This is a genomic window from Curtobacterium sp. PvP017 (assembly GCF_054060195.1).
The window spans coordinates 381,286-398,369 of sequence record NZ_JBSSCY010000001.1 but is presented as its reverse complement, the minus strand read 5'-3'; the positions used below and the strand labels follow the sequence as shown (position 1 = coordinate 398,369).

Here is a 17,084-nt window from a genome sequence, read left to right as displayed (position 1 = left end):
CCGCACGCCGCACGATGGGTCACTGGACACATCGGGTCACGACGCCTGCCCCGATCAGGGCCGGAGTCGGACCTCGACCCAGGGATCCACGAACACTGCTCGTACGGTGTCGCCGCACTGCACGCCCGTCGCGGTGGCGTTGCGACCAGGTCGGGCTGTCAGGCGGGCGCACCCGACTGCGTTCACGGACTCGTCGCCGAACCAGCCGGCGCCGGACGAGCCCTGCCCGGTCCTGTACATCTCCACGTCGACGCGCTCGCCGTCACGTCGAACGGCGGTGATCACGGTCGACGGGAACGGCATCGTCGTCCGGATCTCCTGCGGCGTCGCGTCGAGCAGGAGCAGCGTGTAGCTCTCCCCGTCGAGGATCCGGCGTTCGAGGTCCGCTGCGCTCCGGCTCGTGCGAGCCACGGTCTCGAGACGATCGCGCACCGAGCGGACGGAGTCGTCCATGACGGGCGTGACCTTGGCCGTACTGCTGCACGCGGTGGCGATCAGCATGGTCGCGACAGCGATCGCACCGATGGCTGCTGGGCGCCGGGACCTCGAGTGTTCCATCGTCGTCGAGGCTATCCGTCGAAAAGCAGAAGGCCCCGGTTCCGGAGAACCAGGGCCTTCTTCGTACTGTCTCAACACAGTGTCGGGGTGACAGGATTTGAACCTGCGACCTCCTCGTCCCGAACGAGGCGCGCTACCAAGCTGCGCCACACCCCGCGGTGTGATCACTCCGTACCGGAGCAACCCGACAAGTCTATCCGATGATCGGGGGTGCTCACGACCATCCGGCGAACTCCCGGGCGCGTCGTCAGGAGGTGCGGGCGGTGAGGGTGACGACGACCGCTTCGGGGCGGCACGAGAACCGCACGGGCGCGTAGATCGAGGTGCCGAGACCGGCCGAGACCTCGAGCCACGACCAGTGGTTCCGGTGCTCCCACTTGTGCAGTCCGCTGACGTACCGGCGGGGGAGGTCGCTGTTCGTGACGAGCGCACCGACTCCGGGCACCTGCACCTGACCGCCGTGGGTGTGCCCGGCGAAGATGACGTCGGCTCCCTGGGTGACGAAGGCATCGAGTACGCGGCGGTAGGGCGCGTGCGTCACTCCGATGGCGACGGGGGCGGGGCCGTCCTCGTCCTCGGACCAGGGGACCTCGCCGCGCATCTCGTCGACGTTCGTGGGGAGCAGATCGAGCCGGTCCCAGTCGCGGTGCGCGTCCGAGGTGCCGAACAGCTCGAACCGTGAGCCGCGGAGCTCGATGGCGTGTGCGTGGTCGTTCAGGTCGAGCCACCCGAGGGACTCGAAGAACGCCGTCTGCCGGTCGATGTCGAGCTCGACGGGCTTCGCCTCGCTGTGCATGCGGCTCGGGCCGGAGAAGTACTTCAGCGGGTTGCGCGGCGACGGTCCGAAGAAGTCGTTCGACCCGTACGCGAACACGCCGGGAACACCCCGGAACGGCTCCAGTGCGTACTCCACGGCGGCGTTCGCCGTGGGGTGCCCGAGGTTGTCGCCGGTGTTGACGATGAAGTCCGGCTCGACCAGGGACAGGTCGCGCAGCCACTGCTGCTTGTCGGCCTGCCACGGAGCCATGTGGATGTCGGACAGGTGCAGGACGGTGACGTCACGGGACCCCGGAGGGAGGACCGGGACGGTCTCCCACCGGATGCCGAAGCGTCGACGCTCGACCAGGGAACCCCAGGCGAACGAGGCGGCCCCGACGGCCGCGCCGGCTGCGAGGACCCCGAGCGCGGCGCGACCGCGGGTCACTTGCAGTCCTTGGGCGCCTTGCCGTTCTTGTCGCCGTAGAGCTGGATCGTCACACCGGCGTTCTTGTCCGCTGCCGAACTGATCGCCGGGTCGACGGCCGCGACCTTGCAGGTCTTGTTGCCGCCGCCCTTCGCGAAGTCGTCCGACACGCTGACGTTGCCGAAGCCGGCGTCGTTCAGTGCCGAGCGGGCATCACCGAGCGAGTCCCCGCCGATCTCGGGCACGTTGGCCTGCGACCCGTCCGAGGTGTAGACCGTCACGCTCGAGCCGGAGGACAGGAGTGCACCGGCGGACGGCGAGGTCGACGACACCGAACCGGGGTTGCCGGTGCCGGGGCGGGCGCCACCGTCGACGTAGTTGAAGCCGGCGCCGGAGATCGCTGCGCGGGCTTCGTCAGCGGTCTTCCCCTGCAGGTTCGGCAGCGCCTTGGCGTTGCCACGGATCGCCGTCGGCTGCGGGTCCGTGAAGGCACCGGCGGGGTAGGTGGCGTTGACCGCGGTCATCGCTTGACGCCAGACGTCGGCACGGGATCCGGCGTACGTGCCGTTGACCCCGTTGCTGTAGTGCCGGAGGTTGTTCTTCTTGCCGTCGGTGTTGCCCTGCCAGTAGGCGGTGGCGACGCGTGAGCTCGCGCCCACGAGCCAGATCTGGTCAGCCTCGTCGGTCGTGCCCGTCTTGGCGAACATCTGGGTGCCGTCCGGCGTCTGAGCACCGCGCGCGGTACCGCTGGTGATCGTGCCCTTCATGGCGTAGATCGCTGCCTGTGCGAAGGCGGGGTCGACAGCCTGCTGGCAGTCCTTCGTCTGGCCGCCGAGCTGCTTGCCGGACGGCGAGGTGATCTGGTCGATGGCGATCGGCTTGCAGTAGATGCCGTTGTTGGCGACGGCGGCGTAGGCCGCGGCCATCGTCATCGGCGCGATCTCGTTGGTGCCGAGGATGGCCGACGGGTTCTGGTACTGCAGCTCGCCACCGTCAGCGCGGTGCACGCCGAGCGACTGGGCGATGTCCCGGATGTCGCAGAGGTCGAGCTTCTGGGCCATCGACGCGAACGCGCCGTTGATCGACCCAGCGGTGGCCCCGAGCACGCTCCAGTTCCCGCCCTCGCCCGGAGCGTCGTTCGAGACGTCGAACTTCGTGTAGTCGGTCTGACCGCAGATGGTCCACGGCGTGACCACACGTTCAGCACCACTGACGGTCTCGTTGAGCCCGTGGCCGGTCTTGATCCAGTCGAGCAGCGTGAAGAGCTTGTACGTCGAGCCGGTCTGGAACCCGCCGGAGTTGCCGTACTTGTAGTCGACGCTGTAGTTCAACGAGGTCGAGGTCGGTGCCGACTTCAGGGACTCGTCGAAGTCCTTGTTCTGCGCCATGGTGATGATGCGGCCGGAACCGGCCTCGATCGAGTTGAGCGTCGCACCCAGGGCCAGGCTCGTCTCGGCCTTGTTGTCGTACGTGTTGAGGAGCTGCTTCTGCTCGGCGTTCAGGTCGATGTTCAGCGTCGTCTGGATCTTGTAGCCGCCGTTCCGCCACGCGGTGTCGCGCGCCTTCTGCGACGAGCCGAGCTGCGACATCTCGAGCACGACCTTCTTGGCGTAGTCGCAGAAGAACTGCGAGCCGTCGCCGACCGATGCCCGGCAGCCCTGCGAGGGCTGCGTCAGGTGCACGTAGTCCGCCGGCTTCGACAGGCGGGCCGTGCGGTACTCGGCTTCGGTCAGGTTCTTCTGGTCGTACATCGAGCGCAGGATGACGTTGCGCCGCGCGACGTTGGCGTCGTACTTCTTCGGGGTCGACAGGTTGCGTGCCTCGGGGTACTGCACGATGGCCATCAGCGACGCGGCCTCGGCTGGCGTCAGCTTCGTCGCGCTCTTGTTGTAGTAGTGCTGCGCCGCGGCCTGCACGCCGTAGGTCTGGTCGCCGAAGTAGGCGATGTTCAGGTAGGCGGTGAGGATCTCCTTCTTGGAGTACTTCTTCGCCAGCCCGATCGCGAGCTTCATCTCCTCGAGCTTGCGGGGGATGGTCTGCTCGACGGCCTCGTTGTAGGCCTTCTCCTGCTCCTTCTTGGTCGGCAGGTTCAGGGCCTCGTTCATCTTGATGTTGCGGACGAGCTGCATGGTCAACGTCGACCCACCGCCCGAGTCGCCGAGCCCGCCAGCGATGCTGCCCACGCCGGCACGGATGAGCGAGGTCATGTCGACGCCGCCGTGACTGTAGAAGCGCTTGTCCTCGCCGTCGATGGCGGCGTTCTTCAGCTGGTCGCTGATCTGGTCGTACTTCAGTTCCTGCCGGTTCTGGTCGTACAGCGTCGCGAAGTGCACCGACTTGCCGCCCGAGTACGCGTACAGCTCGTTGCGCTGCGGCAGGTCACCGATCTCGATGTACTCCGGCAGCGACTCGAACACACCGATCGTCGACGTCGTCGTGACACCGGCGACCGCGATGGCCGGGGTGACCCCGATCGTGACGAGCAGGCCGGCGAGGGCACTGAACCCGACGAATCCGATGAAGGCGCCGACTGCTGAGACGGGCTTGGTCCGCGAGGCAGACGTCTTCTGGGCAGACATAGGATGCAGCCTAAACGACACCCACGACTGAAAGGCTGGCAAGGAACCGCATGACTCGCTGGGAGTACTTCACCACGCCCCTGATGATCCACAACACCACCGCCATCCTCAACAACTACGGGGACGAGGGCTGGGAGCTGGTCCAGATCGTCACCGGCCCCGAGGGTGGGCTCGTCGCGTACCTCAAGCGCCCGAAGGCCGACGCATGAGCGTCGCGGACCGCCTCGCCGAGCTGGGGCTGACGCTCCCGCCGGTCGCCGCACCCGTCGCCGCCTACGTCCCCGCGGTCGTCACCGGCCAGTACGTCTACACGGCCGGCCAGCTGCCGTTCGTCGACGGCGCACTCCCCGTCACCGGCAAGGTCGGGGCGTCCGTCGACGCCGAGACCGCCACCGCACAGGCCCGCGTGGCCGCGCTCAACGCCCTGGCCGCCGTCGAGTCGGTCGCCGGCTCGCTCGACCGCGTCGCCCGGGTCGTCAAGGTCACCGTGTTCGTCGCGTCGGAGCCGTCCTTCACGGGTCAGCCCGGGGTCGCGAACGGCGCCTCCACCCTGGTCGGCGAGGTCTTCGGCGACGCCGGCGTCCACGCGCGCAGCGCGGTGGGTGTCGCGGTCCTCCCGCTGGACGCTCCTGTCGAGGTCGAGCTGGTGGTGGAGCTCACCGCCTGACGGCGGCGACCGACGGAACGAACGTGAGCAGGGCCTCCAGTCCGGATGTGACTGGAGGCCCTGCTTCCGTTCCCCGGACTACATGAGTTCCGCGATGGTCGCCATGATCGTCGGGTCGGCCAGCGTCGTCGTGTCGCCGATGCGGCGGCCCTCGGCCGCGTCGCGCAGCAGGCGCCGCATGATCTTGCCGGAGCGCGTCTTGGGCAGTTCGGGGACGATGACCACCTGGCGGGGCTTCGCGATCGCACCGATGCGCTTGCCCACCCAGTTGCGGAGTTCGGTCGATGCGGATTCGCGGTCGACGTCCGCCGCTGCCTCCGCCGTCAGGATGACGTACGCGACGACCGCCTGTCCGGTGGTCTCGTCGGCGGCTCCGACCACGGCGGCCTCGGCGACGCCCTCGTGCCCGACCAGGGCGGACTCGATCTCGGCCGTCGACAGGCGGTGTCCGGAGACGTTCATGACGTCGTCGACGCGGCCCTGGATCCAGATGTCGCCCTGACCGTCGAGCCGTGCACCGTCGCCGGCGAAGTACCGGCCGGGGAACCTCGACCAGTACGTCTCGACGAAGCGGTCCGGGTCGCCCCAGATGCCGCGCGCCATCGACGGCCACGGCTCGGTGATGGTGAGGTAGCCGCTCTCGCCGGGGTCGGCACGGTTGCCGTCGTCGTCGACGATCTCCGCGACGATGCCGGGCAGCGGCGTCTGCGCTGCGCCGGGCTTGAGCTTCGTGACGCCGGGCAGGGCGGAGATCATGATCGCGCCGGTCTCGGTCTGCCACCACGTGTCGACGATCGGCGTGCGGTCGTGGCCGATGACCTGGCGGTACCAGTTCCACGCCTCGGGGTTGATGGGTTCGCCGACGCTGCCGAGCAGACGGAGGGTCTCGAGGCTGCGCGCCTCGGGGATCTCGCGGCCGGCTTTCATCGCCGCACGCACGGCGGTCGGCGCGGTGTACAGGACGGTGACGCCGTAGGAGTCGACGAGGTCCCACCAGCGGCCGGGCTTCGGCTCGTCGGGCGTCCCCTCGTAGAGCACCTGTGTCACACCGTTCGCCAGGGGGCCGTAGACGACGTACGAGTGCCCGGTGATCCAGCCGATGTCGGCGGTGCACCAGTAGACGTCCCTGTCGGGGTGCATGTCGAACACGTTCTTGTGCGTGTACGCGGCCTGGGTCAGGTACCCGCCGGAGGTGTGCACGATGCCCTTCGGCTTCCCGGTCGTGCCCGAGGTGTACAGGATGAAGAGCGGGGTCTCGGCGGGGAAGGCCTCGGGCGTGTGCTCCGGGGCGGCCTTCGCGACCTCGTCGTGCCACCACAGGTCGCGGTCGTTCCAGGCGATCTCGTTGCCGCCGCGCTTGACGACCAGGACGTGCTCGACGCTGTCGGTGCCCTCGCCCTCGAGCGCCTCGTCGACCGCGGGCTTGAGCGCTGACACCGCGCCGCGGCGCCAGCCGCCGTCCGCCGTGACGACGAGCTTCGCGCCGGCGTCCTCGATGCGGGCGCGGAGGCTCTCCGCGCTGAACCCGCCGAAGACGACCGAGTGCACGGCGCCGATGCGGGCGACGGCGAGCATCGTCACGACGGCCTCGGGGATGAGCGGCAGGTAGACGACGACGCGGTCGCCCTGCCCGACGCCGAGGTCGGTGAGCATGTTCGCGGCGCGCTGCACGTCGGCGGTCAGTTCGGCGTAGGTGATCCGGCGGGTGTCGCCGGGTGCGCCCTCGAAGTGGATCGCCACCCGGTCCCCGTTGCCCGCGCGGACGTGCCGGTCGAGGCAGTTCTCGGCCACGTTGAGCGTGCCGTCGGCGAACCACTTCGCGAACGGGGCGCCGGACCAGTCGAGGGTCTGCGTGAACGGGGTGCGCCAGTCGAGCAGGCTGCGGGACTGCTCGGCCCAGAAGGCCTCGCGGTCGGCGGCGGCGGACTCGTGCAGGTCCTCGTGCGCGACGGCGTCGGCGACGAACTCGGGTGTCGGCGGGAAGGTGGCGCCGTCGTCCTCGCGGTGGTCGGTCTGGGTCGGAGTGGACATCGATGTCCTTTCGCGTCGTTGCGTCCTCAGGGTGCGCCACGGAGACTACCCCTCGGCCCGTGCGCTGCGCGGTTCCGTGACGAGCGGTGGCTTGGGCGGGGCGCGGGGCGGGTCCGGGTGTGTCCTGGTCGCGGCGGCACGCCCGGCGGTCGTGTCGGGGGTTGCCCCGAGGGGCGGATCGTGGGGTACAGTAGTTCCTGCTGGACTCGTTTCCGGCGGCATCGAATCGGATTCCCCCCAATCCTTCGATGTCCAGGCGGCACCAGTTCCCCCCAACCGGTGCCGCCTCTTCTTTTGCCCGGAGTCCGACTCGAGCGATCGACGCTCGTCGGCCGCCGGCGATCGGCGGCGATCCGCGCAGGCATGCCGGTCGAGTGGACAGACCGGTACATGCTCACGCATGGAGCGCGCAGCTCCGTCGTAGCAATTGCTACTCCCGTTCGGTAGCCCTGCGTCCGGGGTCCTGTCGCGATCAGCCGTGGCGAGGCCCGCCGACATTCGCGCCGTGGAGTGGGGTACGACTTTCTGTTTCGGGGGACAAACCGGTCCGTTGCTCGCTCGCGTCCATACCGCTCCACAGGCTGCTTGTGGCACCGGATGCCGAAAGCGGCTCGCCTCGTACGCTCTGGCGTCATGCACCGTCACCGCGCCGCGCCCTTCCTGCCCGGGGCTGGGCCTCTGCTTCCCGGGACCGCCACCGTCCTTCGACGCCGAACGCACGGTGTCGTCGAGTTCGAGGAACTCGCCGGACTCGTCTCCGATGCCGGGGTCACCGACGTCCTGGTCGTCGGCGGTGTCGGCACCTGGACCGACCGTGGCGGCGGACTCGAAGCCGCCGCGCCGCGCCTGACCGAGTCGCGCACCCGCGAGCTCGCCACGCGCCTGGTGGCGCTCGGCGGACGCCACGTCGACGAGACCACGCCGTGCGCCGACGTCCGGCACGGCGACGGCATCCGGGTGCACGTCGTACTCGCCCCGGTCTCGGTCGGCGGCACCGCGGTCTCGATCCGACTCCCGCACCCCGAGCGTCCGACCCTCGCAGCGCTCGAACGCGCCGGCACCTTCGAGCAGGTGCCACGCTCCGTCGTCGAGGCCGCCGTCGCCGCGCGCCGCAACGTCCTGGTCACCGGTGCGACCGGCAGCGGCAAGACCACCCTGCTCGCCGCGCTGCTCGGCGCCGTCCCTGCCGACGAGCGGATCGTCACGGTCGAGGACGTCGCCGAGCTGCGCATCGCCCACCCGCACGTGGTCGCGCTCGAGGCACGACAGGCGAACGCCGAGCGCGTCGGAGCGCTCGGCCTGGACCGCCTCGTGCGCGAGGCGCTGCGGATGCGACCCGACCGGATCGTCGTGGGGGAGTGCCGGGGCGCCGAGGTCCGCGAGCTCATGTCCGCGCTGAACACCGGCCACGACGGCGGTGCCGGCACCGTGCACGCGAACGGTGTCGCGGACGTCGCCGCTCGGCTCGAGGCGCTCGGTGCCCTCGCCGGGCTCGGGGTCGAGGCGCTGGCCCGACAGGCGGTCAGTGCGTTCGACCTGGTGCTCCACGTCGAGCGCCGGGCAGGCGGACGACGGCTCGCCGCGGTCGGCGCGTTCCACGTCGGGTCGGACGGGAGGCTCGGGGTCCGCCCGGTGGACGGCGCACCGTGAGCAGGTGGCCGCCCCGCCGGGGGCGCCGCGATCGGCGTCCGGCGCCGTTCGACCCGGCGCGCGTGGCCGGCACCCTGGACCGGGTGGCGACACTCATCGCGGCCGGGGTCCCTCCGGCACGGGCCTGGGAGCTCGTCGGCAGGCTCCCGGCCGGGAACGCCCCGGCCTCCGCGGACATCGCCGTCGTCCTCCGGGTCGCGGAACGGACCGGCGCCCCCGTCGCGGAGACGCTCGGCGCCCTCGCCGGCGCGCTCCGTCGATCGGCGGCATCGGACCGGGCGATCCGGGTCGCCCTCGCCGGCCCGCGCACCAGCGCCCGCGTGGTCCTGGCACTGCCGCTCTTCGGGCTCGGGCTCGGAGCTTCGTGGGGATCCGGAGCCGTGCAGGTCCTCACCGGATCGCCGCTCGGCTGGGGGTGCTCGGCGGTCGCGGCGCTGCTCGTGCTGCTCGGGCGGGCGTGGACCGCGCGGCTCGTCCGGTCGGCGACGCCGGACGGGCGCGTCCCCGGGGTCGTCCTCGACGCCTGGGCGGTCGCCGTGTCCGGTGGCGGTTCGTGGATCGCGGCCGGAGAAGCGGTCCGTCGTGCCACCGGCGGGAACGTCCCTCCGGCCGCAGACGCGGTCCGCCTGCGCGAGGTGCTCGACCTGGCCCAGCGCGCGGGCGTCCCCGCCGCGGGACTGCTGCGTCGTGCCGCGGAGGACGTCCGTGACGACGCCGCTGCCGCCGGACTCGCAGCGGCCGAGCGCCTGGCGGTCCGACTGGTGCTGCCGCTCGGCACCTGCGTCCTGCCCGCGTTCGTGCTCGTCGGGGTGGTGCCCGTCGTGGTCGGCGTCCTCTCCTCCACCGTCGTCGGTGCGCGGTGACCTCTCCACAGATGCCCATCGAGGTCCCGACCGGGCGGTGACCGCGCGCCACGCTGGGAACCACGCAACAGAAGGGACGAAACCCATGAGCACCACACCGAACCGCATCCGTCGCACCCACCGCGTCGTCGACCGGCTCCACGCCGCCGCCCAGGACGACCAGGGGTCCGCGACCGCCGAGTACGCGGTCGTCATCCTCGCCGCCGTGGCGTTCGCCGGCGTGCTCGTCGCCGTCATGCGCTCGGGCGAGGTCCAGACCATCCTCACCGAGCTCGTCCGCGGTGCCCTCGCGCTGTGACCGTGCTGGATCCGGTGACCGGGGCTCGGTCACGGTCGAGTTCGCGGTCGTGCTGCCCGTCGTCGCACTCGTCCTCACGCTGCTCGTCGCGGCCGTCCTCGTCGTCGACGGACAGGGACGCCTGCAGTCGGCCGCGGCGGTGGCTGCGCGGGGTGTCGGACGCGGGGACGACGCCGTCGGACTCGCCGCCGCCGAGCGGATCGCGCCGGGATCCTCCGTCACCGTCCGGCGCACGGCCGACCTGGTGTGCGTCGACGCCACGCGCGGCGGCACCGGTCCGTTCGCAGTGCTGCCGCTCCGGGCGACGGCCTGTGCTGCGGCACGAGGACGCTGACCCCGAGCGCGGATCGGTGACCGTGCTCGTCGCCGCGGTCCTGGGCATCGGGGTGCTCGTCGGGTCGGCGGCGCTCGCCGCGGCCGGACACCGCACGCAGGCGGTCCGGGCCGGGGACGCCGCCGACGCCGCCGCGACCTCGGCCGCCGCGACGTCGATCGGGCTCCTCACCGGACAGCCGTGCGACGTCGCCGAGCGGGTCGCGCGGGCGAACGGCTCGGCGCTCGCGAGCTGCGACCTCGCCGCCACGACGGCCCGGGTGCGCGTGGTCGTCGGCTCCGGACCGTTCGCCGTGGGCGCATCCGCGGTCGCCGGTCCGGCGGACTGCCAGCCCGAGCACTGTGTGTATGGTGTGCCTGTCGGCCACCGGTCACCGATGTCCCGGGCGACCCGGACACGTTCGTGTCCAGGGCCGACCAGCACCACGGATCAAGGAGACACGTGCCAGGCACGAAGAAGCTCGTGATCGTCGAGAGCCCTGCGAAGGCGAAGACGATCGCGCAATACCTCGGTGACGGATACGAAGTCCAGGCCTCGGTCGGACACATCCGCGACCTCGTCGAGCCGAAGAACCTGCCGGCCGAGCTCAAGAAGGGCTCCCTCGGCAAGTTCTCGGTGGACGTCGACAACGGCTTCGAGCCGTACTACGTCGTGTCCGACGCCAAGAAGAAGACGGTCGCCGAGCTCAAGCGTGCGCTCAAGGACGCCGACGAGCTCTACCTCGCAACAGATGAAGACCGCGAAGGTGAAGCGATCGCCTGGCACCTGCTCCAGGTCCTCAAGCCGAAGGTCCCCGTCAAGCGGATGGTCTTCCACGAGATCACGAAGGAGGCGATCCAGCGGGCGCAGGAGGCCACCCGTGAGCTCGACACCGCTCTCGTCGACGCGCAGGAGACCCGCCGCATCCTCGACCGTCTCTACGGGTACGAGGTCTCGCCGGTCCTGTGGCGCAAGGTCGCTCCCGGCCTCTCCGCCGGTCGTGTGCAGTCCGCCGCGACCCGGCTCGTGGTCGACCGTGAGCGCGAGCGCCTCGCCTTCGTCTCCGCGAACTACTGGGACCTCTCCGCGCGCTTCGAGAAGACGGGGGAGTCCTCCTTCTCCGCGCGACTCGCCCGGATCCAGGGCACCCGCGTCGCCTCGGGCCGCGACTTCGACGACCGCGGTGCGCTCAGCGGCGACGTCGTGCGCCTCGACGAGGCCGCAGCCGCCTCGCTGACCACCGTGCTCGAGCGCGCCGGGGACGCCACCGTCCGCAGCGTCGACTCGAAGCCGTACACCCGCCGTCCGGCGGCACCGTTCACCACGTCGACCCTGCAGCAGGAGGCAGCGCGCAAGCTGCGGCTGTCGCCGCGGCAGACGGCGCGTGCAGCCCAGACCCTGTACGAGAACGGCTACATCACCTACATCCGTACCGACTCCGTCTCGCTCTCGAAGCAGGCGATCGACGCCGCACGCAAGCAGGCGGCCGACCTCTACGGCGCCGCGACCGTGCCGGACAAGCCCCGGCTGTACGCGAGCAAGAGCAAGAACGCGCAGGAGGCGCACGAGGCGATCCGTCCGTCGGGTGACTCCTTCCGCACCCCGCAGGAGCTCCAGGGCACGCTGACCGGCGTCGAGTGGCGGCTCTACGACCTCATCTGGAAGCGCACCATCGCGTCCCAGATGGCGGACGCCAAGGGTTCGACCGCGTCGATCGTGCTCGGCATCGCGTCGACCGAGTCCGTCGAGGGCATCACGTCGACCGCGAACGGCACCGACGCCGAGTTCACCGCGTCCGGCACCGTCATCACGTTCCGCGGCTTCCTCAGCGCCTACGAAGAGGGCCGCGACGAGGACCGTCACGAGTCGAGCGAGCGTGCCGGGCAGGACGTCGCCCTGCCCGACGTCAAGCAGGGCGAGCACCTCGAGGTGCACGACGTGCTGGCGAAGGGCCACGACACCACGCCGCCGCCACGCTTCACCGAGGCCAGCCTCATCAAGACGCTGGAAGAGCTGGGGATCGGGCGTCCGTCGACGTACCCGACGATCAGCCCGACGATCATCGACCGCGGCTACGTGTCGCTGCGCGGTACCCAGCTCGTGCCGAACTGGATCGCGTTCAGCGTGGTCCGGCTGCTGGAGGAGTACTTCGGCGAACTGGTCGAGTACGACTTCACCGCCGAGATGGAAGAGGACCTCGACCGGATCGCCCGCGGCGACGCCGACCGGGTCGACTGGCTCAAGGGCTTCTACTTCGGTGGGGGCGACGACGACCAGCGCGGCCTGCGGACCGTCATCGACAACCTCGGTGAGATCGACGCGCGTGAGATCAACTCGGTCGAGCTCGCACCGGGCCTCACCCTGCGGATCGGTCGGTACGGCCCCTACATCGAGGTGCCGAGCGACGACCCGGAGAAGCCGCGTCGCGTCAACGTCCCCGAGGACCTGGCCCCCGACGAGCTGACCGTCGAGAAGGCGAAGGAACTCGTCGACGCCCCCGTCATCGGCGACCGCGTCGTGGGCATCAACCCGGACACGGGCAAGGAGGTCCTGGCGAAGGACGGCCGCTTCGGTCCCTACGTCACGGAGCGCACCCCGGAGCCCGAGCCCACCGTCGACCCGAAGACCGGTGAGGTCGTCGAGGCCGCGGCTGTGCCCGAGCCCGCAGCGGCCGAGGCCCCCGCCGAGACCACGACCGGCAAGAAGGCACCGGCGAAGAAGGCCCCGGCGAAGAAGACGACGAAGAAGGCCGCGGCGCCCAAGGAACGGACGGCCTCGCTGTTCAAGTCGATGGACCCGGCGACCGTCGACCTCGAGACCGCGTTGAAGCTCCTCGACCTGCCCCGCGTCGTCGGCCAGGACCCGGAGACCGGCAACGACATCACCGCGCAGAACGGTCGCTACGGCCCGTACCTGAAGAAGGGGACGGACACCCGGACCCTGCCCGGCGAGGACGCGATCTTCGACATCGACCTGGCCGGTGCGCTCGAGATCTTCTCGCAGCCGAAGTACGGCGGCAACCGTGCCGCGAGCTCCGCGCTGAAGGAGTTCGAGGCGGACCCCGTGTCCGGCAAGCCGATCAAGATGAAGGACGGCCGCTTCGGCCCCTACGTCACCGACGGTGAGACGAACGCGACGATCCCGAAGGGCGAGGACGTCGAGGCCGTCGACCACGCCCGTGCCGTCCAGCTCATCGCGGACAAGCGCGCGAAGGGCCCGGTCAAGAAGAAGACGCCGGCCCGACGGGCGCCGGCCAAGAAGAAGTGACCGGACGGTTCATCACGCTCGAGGGCGGCGACGGTGCGGGCAAGACGACCCAGGCCGAGCTGCTCTCGGCGTGGCTCGTCGAGCACGGTCGCACCGTCCTGCGGACCCGCGAGCCCGGTGGCACCGAGCTGGGACTGCGGATCCGCGAGATCGTCCTGCACGAGCGCGGGCACGTGTCGCCCCGAGCCGAGGCGCTGTTGTACGCGGCGGACCGCGCCCACCACGTCGAGACGGTCGTCCGTCCGGCGATCGCCCGCGACGAGGTCGTGCTGCAGGACCGGTACATCGACTCGTCGGTCGCCTACCAGGGGGTCGCGCGCGGTCTGGGCGCCGAGCACATCCGCTCGGTGTCGGCGTGGGCGGCGGACGGCCTGGTGCCGGACCTGACGATCCTGCTCGACCTCGACGTGACGGTCGGCCGCGCGCGGGTCGCCGCGGCCCGCGGGGACACGTTCGACCGCCTGGAGTCCGAGGCCGAGGCGTTCCACGAGTCGGTACGGCAGGCGTTCCTCGACATGGCGGCGGCCGAGCCCGACCGGTTCCTGGTGGTCGACGCCGGCGGCTCCACCGAGGACGTCCAGCGCGCCATCCGCGCCGCGGTCGCCCCGCTCGTCGCGATCGACCCGGCATGACCGTGGCCACCCGGACGACGATGGTCGGCCGCCTGACGGTGGTCGCTGACAGGATGGTCCCGTGAGCGTGTGGGACGGCCTGACCGGGCAGGAAGAGGCAGTCGCCTCCCTCCGGAACGCCGCGGAGTCGACCGACGGCACCGGTGGCATGACGCACTCGTGGCTGATCACGGGCCCTCCCGGATCCGGCCGGTCGAACGTGGCGACGGCGTTCGCGGCGGCTCTCGTGGGCAACGGTCCAGACGACGACCACACCCTGCAGCAGATCACCGCAAAGACGCACCCAGACGTGTCGGTGCTCACGACACAACGCGTGATCATCACCATCGACGAGATCCGGCAGCTCGTCACGTCGTCGTACTACTCGCCGTCGGTCGGGCGGTACCGCATCGTCATCATCGAGGACGCCGACCGCATGACGGAACGCACCTCGAACCTGCTGCTCAAGGCGCTCGAGGAACCACCGGAGCGCACGGTGTGGATCCTCTGCGCCCCGAGTGAAGCGGACCTGCTGCCCACGATCCGGTCGCGCGTCCGCTCCGTGCGACTCCGGGTCCCCGGCATCGAGTCCGTCGCCGACCTGCTCGTCGCGCGCACCGGCATCGACCGCGCCCTCGCGATGGACGCAGCACGGCAGGCGCAGAGCCACATCGGGATGGCGCAGCGTCTGGCGACGAGCGAGGACGCCCGCGATCGCCGTCGCCGCACCCTGACGACCGTGCTCGGCGTCCGGAGCGTCGGCGACGCGGTGATGGCCGCCGCCGACCTGCTCGCCGTCGCGGACGAGGACGCCAACGCCATCACGCAGCAGCGCGACTCCGAGGAACGCGACGCGGCGCTGCGGTCGCTCGGCATCGAGCCCGGCGGCACGATCCCGCCAGCCCTCCGCTCGCAGCTCCGCCTGCTGGAAGAGGACCAGAAGCGCCGCGCGACCCGCAGCCTGCGCGACGGCCTCGACCGCATCCTGGTCGACGTGTCCTCGCTCTACCGCGACCTGCTCCTGCTCGGTCTCGGTGCGCCGGCCGAGCCGGTCAACCTGGCGATGCGCGACCACCTCGACCACGCCCTGCAGTCGGTCACGCCGGCCGCGGCGCTCGAGGTGCTCGACGCGATCGCCCTCGCCCGGCAGCGGATCGCCGCGAACGTGGCGGCGTTGCTCGCGCTCGAGGCGCTGCTCGTCACGATCGCCCGCGTCCGGCACTGACCGCCGCCGACGCTCCCCGCGCCGATCGGGGCGTGGGACAATCACGGCATGCCCGACGCTGAACCCGGCCTGCGCGAACGGAAACGCCGCGCCACCCGCCGCGCCATCCAGGCCGCCGCGCTCCGCATCGCGATCGAGGACGGCCTCGGCGCGGTCACCGTGGACGAGATCTCCCGTCGGGCCGACGTCTCACCCCGCACGTTCTTCAACTACTTCCCGAGCAAGGAACAGGCGATCCTCGGGGACGACCCGGAACTGCCCGACGACGCCGCACTGCAGGAGTTCGTCGACGGCGGGCCCGGGGGCGACCTGCTGTCGGACCTCGGCGCGCTGCTCGTCCACTCGACGCAGGAGCTCATCGAGGAGCGTGGACTGATCGAGGAGCGACAGCAGGTGCTCCGAGCGAACCCCGAGCTCTTCAGCCGTCGCATGGAGTCGATGAAGGAGTTCCAGGCCGAGATCCAGGCCGCAGTCACCCGGCGGATCGAACGCGAGGACCCCGAGCTCGCTGCAGACCCCGATGCGCTCCGTCGGCGGGCGCGCCTGGCGTCGATCGTCGCCCTCGGCGCACTGCGGCACGCGTGGTGGGAGTGGTCCGGGTCCGAGGGCGGTTCGCACCTGGTCGACGAGCTCCGCCGGTCCTTCGCCGAGCTCGGCGTGCTCGTTTCGCGTTCACTCGTCTGAACCTGTATAGTCATTGCTCGTGCCGCTCCGGAATCGGAGCGAGCGCGCCGCCTTAGCTCAGTCGGTAGAGCGATTCACTCGTAATGAATAGGTCGTCGGTTCGATTCCGACAGGCGGCTCGGAACACGTCCCCGGTCACGGATCTGCATCAGGTCCTGACCGGGGATTTCTGCGTCTGCGGGAAACCGCACCCCTTGGCTCCGGACCAGACAGCGGGGTACGGCGCGGGATAGCCTTTCGGCGTTGCAGGGATCCCCGCGACCACCACCCGCACCGCCCCGCACCCCTCGGCGGCCGACCGACGGAGGCACCGTGTTCAAGCGCGCGACGACCGTCGTCCTGGTGGCTGCTGCGGCTGCCGCGTTGGCCATCACCGCCGCCGCCGTGCCGGAGTCGCGGGCGACGTCCTCGGCGACCGCGGCCGGGGGATCGACCAGCAGCGCGAGCGCGACCCCGCAACCGACCACCGCCGCGACCGACCCGACCATCGGGCGCACACCGACCTTCTCGGTGGACTTCGACACCCCGGCAGCGGCGGACGGTCCCTTCGCGGCGACGTACGCGCAGTCGTGGCAGCCGTACCCGGACGGCACCGGCGGCAAGTACTACCCGAGCAAGATGGTCAGTGCGCACGACGGGTACATGGACATCGCCCTCGACGGCGAGCACGGCTCAGCCGGCACCTTCGGCACCCCGGAGGACGCCTGGTCCCACGTCGGCGGGTCGTTCAGCATCCGTGCTCGGGCGACGGGCGGCGACAAGAACGGTGCCGCGATCATGCTCTGGCCGACGTCGAACGACTGGGCGGACGGGGAGCTGAACTACCCCGAGGGGAACTTCGACGGTTCGCCGCGGGTGTTCCACCACTCGATGCTGCCCGGGCTCGAGAAGGCCTCGGACAACTACAACACCCGGGTGTCCTGGCGCGACTGGCACACCTACACGACGGAGTGGATCCCCGGGCGGGCGATCCACTACTACCTCGACGGCAAGCTCGTCTTCACGGTCGCGCGGAACGTCCCGACGACCCCGCACCGCTACATGGTGCAGGTCGGCAACTGGGGCAAGGCCGGCCACCTGCAGATCGACTGGGTCCGCACGTACGACGCGCAGTGACGCCGACGCGCTCCCCGTTCTGGGGCTGCGCGGAAGCGC

16 protein-coding genes and 2 tRNA genes are annotated in these 17,084 nt (G+C 70.7%); 13 read left to right on the top strand and 5 right to left on the bottom strand.

Annotated elements, in window-relative coordinates; translation table 11 throughout:
• Positions 1-54 precede the first annotated feature (54 nt).
• From ACVKXF_RS01865 to ACVKXF_RS01850, 4 genes are all read right to left on the bottom strand, one after another.
• A complete protein-coding gene (locus tag ACVKXF_RS01865; protein ID WP_456794662.1) occupies positions 55-558 on the bottom strand; it encodes a hypothetical protein in 504 nt (167 codons plus the stop codon).
• An 82-nt stretch (positions 559-640) separates the two neighbouring features.
• Positions 641-714, bottom strand: a tRNA-Pro gene (locus ACVKXF_RS01860).
• 91 nt (positions 715-805) lie between these two features.
• On the bottom strand, positions 806-1,762 hold the full coding sequence (locus ACVKXF_RS01855; protein ID WP_456794661.1) for a metallophosphoesterase: 957 nt from the start codon (positions 1,760-1,762) through the stop codon (positions 806-808).
• The gene (locus ACVKXF_RS01850; RefSeq protein ID WP_123313799.1) at positions 1,759-4,320 is read right to left on the bottom strand and encodes a transglycosylase domain-containing protein; all 2,562 of its coding nucleotides are present in this window, start codon (positions 4,318-4,320) and stop codon (positions 1,759-1,761) included. Before ACVKXF_RS01850 ends, ACVKXF_RS01855 begins: the two co-directional genes overlap by 4 nt.
• 50 nt (positions 4,321-4,370) lie before the next feature.
• On the opposite strand from ACVKXF_RS01850, the gene ACVKXF_RS01845 reads away from it, so the two are divergent.
• Complete coding sequence (locus ACVKXF_RS01845; RefSeq protein ID WP_017888699.1) at positions 4,371-4,529, top strand: DUF4177 domain-containing protein; 159 nt, start codon at positions 4,371-4,373, stop codon at positions 4,527-4,529.
• Positions 4,526-4,987 (top strand): RidA family protein, encoded by a 462-nt coding sequence (locus ACVKXF_RS01840; RefSeq protein WP_263089851.1) that lies wholly within the window; start codon positions 4,526-4,528, stop codon positions 4,985-4,987. The genes ACVKXF_RS01845 and ACVKXF_RS01840 overlap by 4 nt, the downstream gene beginning before the upstream one ends.
• A gap of 78 nt (positions 4,988-5,065) precedes the next feature.
• Here ACVKXF_RS01840 and acs read toward each other — a convergent pair whose 3' ends face one another.
• On the bottom strand, positions 5,066-7,018 hold the full coding sequence (gene acs, locus ACVKXF_RS01835; protein ID WP_123313797.1) for an acetate--CoA ligase: 1,953 nt from the start codon (positions 7,016-7,018) through the stop codon (positions 5,066-5,068).
• A gap of 633 nt (positions 7,019-7,651) precedes the next feature.
• Here acs and ACVKXF_RS01830 point away from each other — a divergent pair.
• From ACVKXF_RS01830 to ACVKXF_RS01780, 11 genes are all read left to right on the top strand, one after another.
• On the top strand, positions 7,652-8,668 hold the full coding sequence (locus ACVKXF_RS01830; RefSeq protein ID WP_456794660.1) for a CpaF family protein: 1,017 nt from the start codon (positions 7,652-7,654) through the stop codon (positions 8,666-8,668).
• Positions 8,665-9,531: a type II secretion system F family protein gene (locus ACVKXF_RS01825; protein ID WP_456794659.1), complete on the top strand. Its 867-nt coding sequence runs from the start codon at positions 8,665-8,667 to the stop codon at positions 9,529-9,531. The genes ACVKXF_RS01830 and ACVKXF_RS01825 overlap by 4 nt, the downstream gene beginning before the upstream one ends.
• An 85-nt stretch (positions 9,532-9,616) precedes the next feature.
• Positions 9,617-9,829: a DUF4244 domain-containing protein gene (locus ACVKXF_RS01820; protein WP_340196299.1), complete on the top strand. Its 213-nt coding sequence runs from the start codon at positions 9,617-9,619 to the stop codon at positions 9,827-9,829.
• The gene (locus ACVKXF_RS01815) at positions 9,813-10,163 is read left to right on the top strand and encodes a TadE family type IV pilus minor pilin (RefSeq protein WP_222658086.1); all 351 of its coding nucleotides are present in this window, start codon (positions 9,813-9,815) and stop codon (positions 10,161-10,163) included. Before ACVKXF_RS01820 ends, ACVKXF_RS01815 begins: the two co-directional genes overlap by 17 nt.
• 16 nt (positions 10,164-10,179) lie before the next feature.
• Entirely contained in the window at positions 10,180-10,629 is a 450-nt protein-coding gene (locus ACVKXF_RS01810; protein ID WP_185021450.1) for a hypothetical protein, read from the top strand.
• Entirely contained in the window at positions 10,605-13,409 is a 2,805-nt protein-coding gene (topA, locus tag ACVKXF_RS01805) for a type I DNA topoisomerase (RefSeq protein WP_123313792.1), read from the top strand. The genes ACVKXF_RS01810 and topA overlap by 25 nt, the downstream gene beginning before the upstream one ends.
• Positions 13,406-14,041 (top strand): dTMP kinase, encoded by a 636-nt coding sequence (gene tmk, locus ACVKXF_RS01800; protein ID WP_456794658.1) that lies wholly within the window; start codon positions 13,406-13,408, stop codon positions 14,039-14,041. The genes topA and tmk overlap by 4 nt, the downstream gene beginning before the upstream one ends.
• Before the next feature lie 61 nt (positions 14,042-14,102).
• Positions 14,103-15,245: a DNA polymerase III subunit delta' gene (locus tag ACVKXF_RS01795; RefSeq protein ID WP_456794657.1), complete on the top strand. Its 1,143-nt coding sequence runs from the start codon at positions 14,103-14,105 to the stop codon at positions 15,243-15,245.
• A 48-nt stretch (positions 15,246-15,293) separates the two neighbouring features.
• The gene (locus tag ACVKXF_RS01790; RefSeq protein ID WP_340196294.1) at positions 15,294-15,929 is read left to right on the top strand and encodes a TetR/AcrR family transcriptional regulator; all 636 of its coding nucleotides are present in this window, start codon (positions 15,294-15,296) and stop codon (positions 15,927-15,929) included.
• A 46-nt stretch (positions 15,930-15,975) separates the two neighbouring features.
• Positions 15,976-16,048 (top strand) — tRNA-Thr (locus ACVKXF_RS01785).
• A gap of 193 nt (positions 16,049-16,241) precedes the next feature.
• A complete protein-coding gene (locus tag ACVKXF_RS01780) occupies positions 16,242-17,045 on the top strand; it encodes a glycoside hydrolase family 16 protein (RefSeq protein ID WP_456794656.1) in 804 nt (267 codons plus the stop codon).
• Positions 17,046-17,084 lie beyond the last annotated feature (39 nt).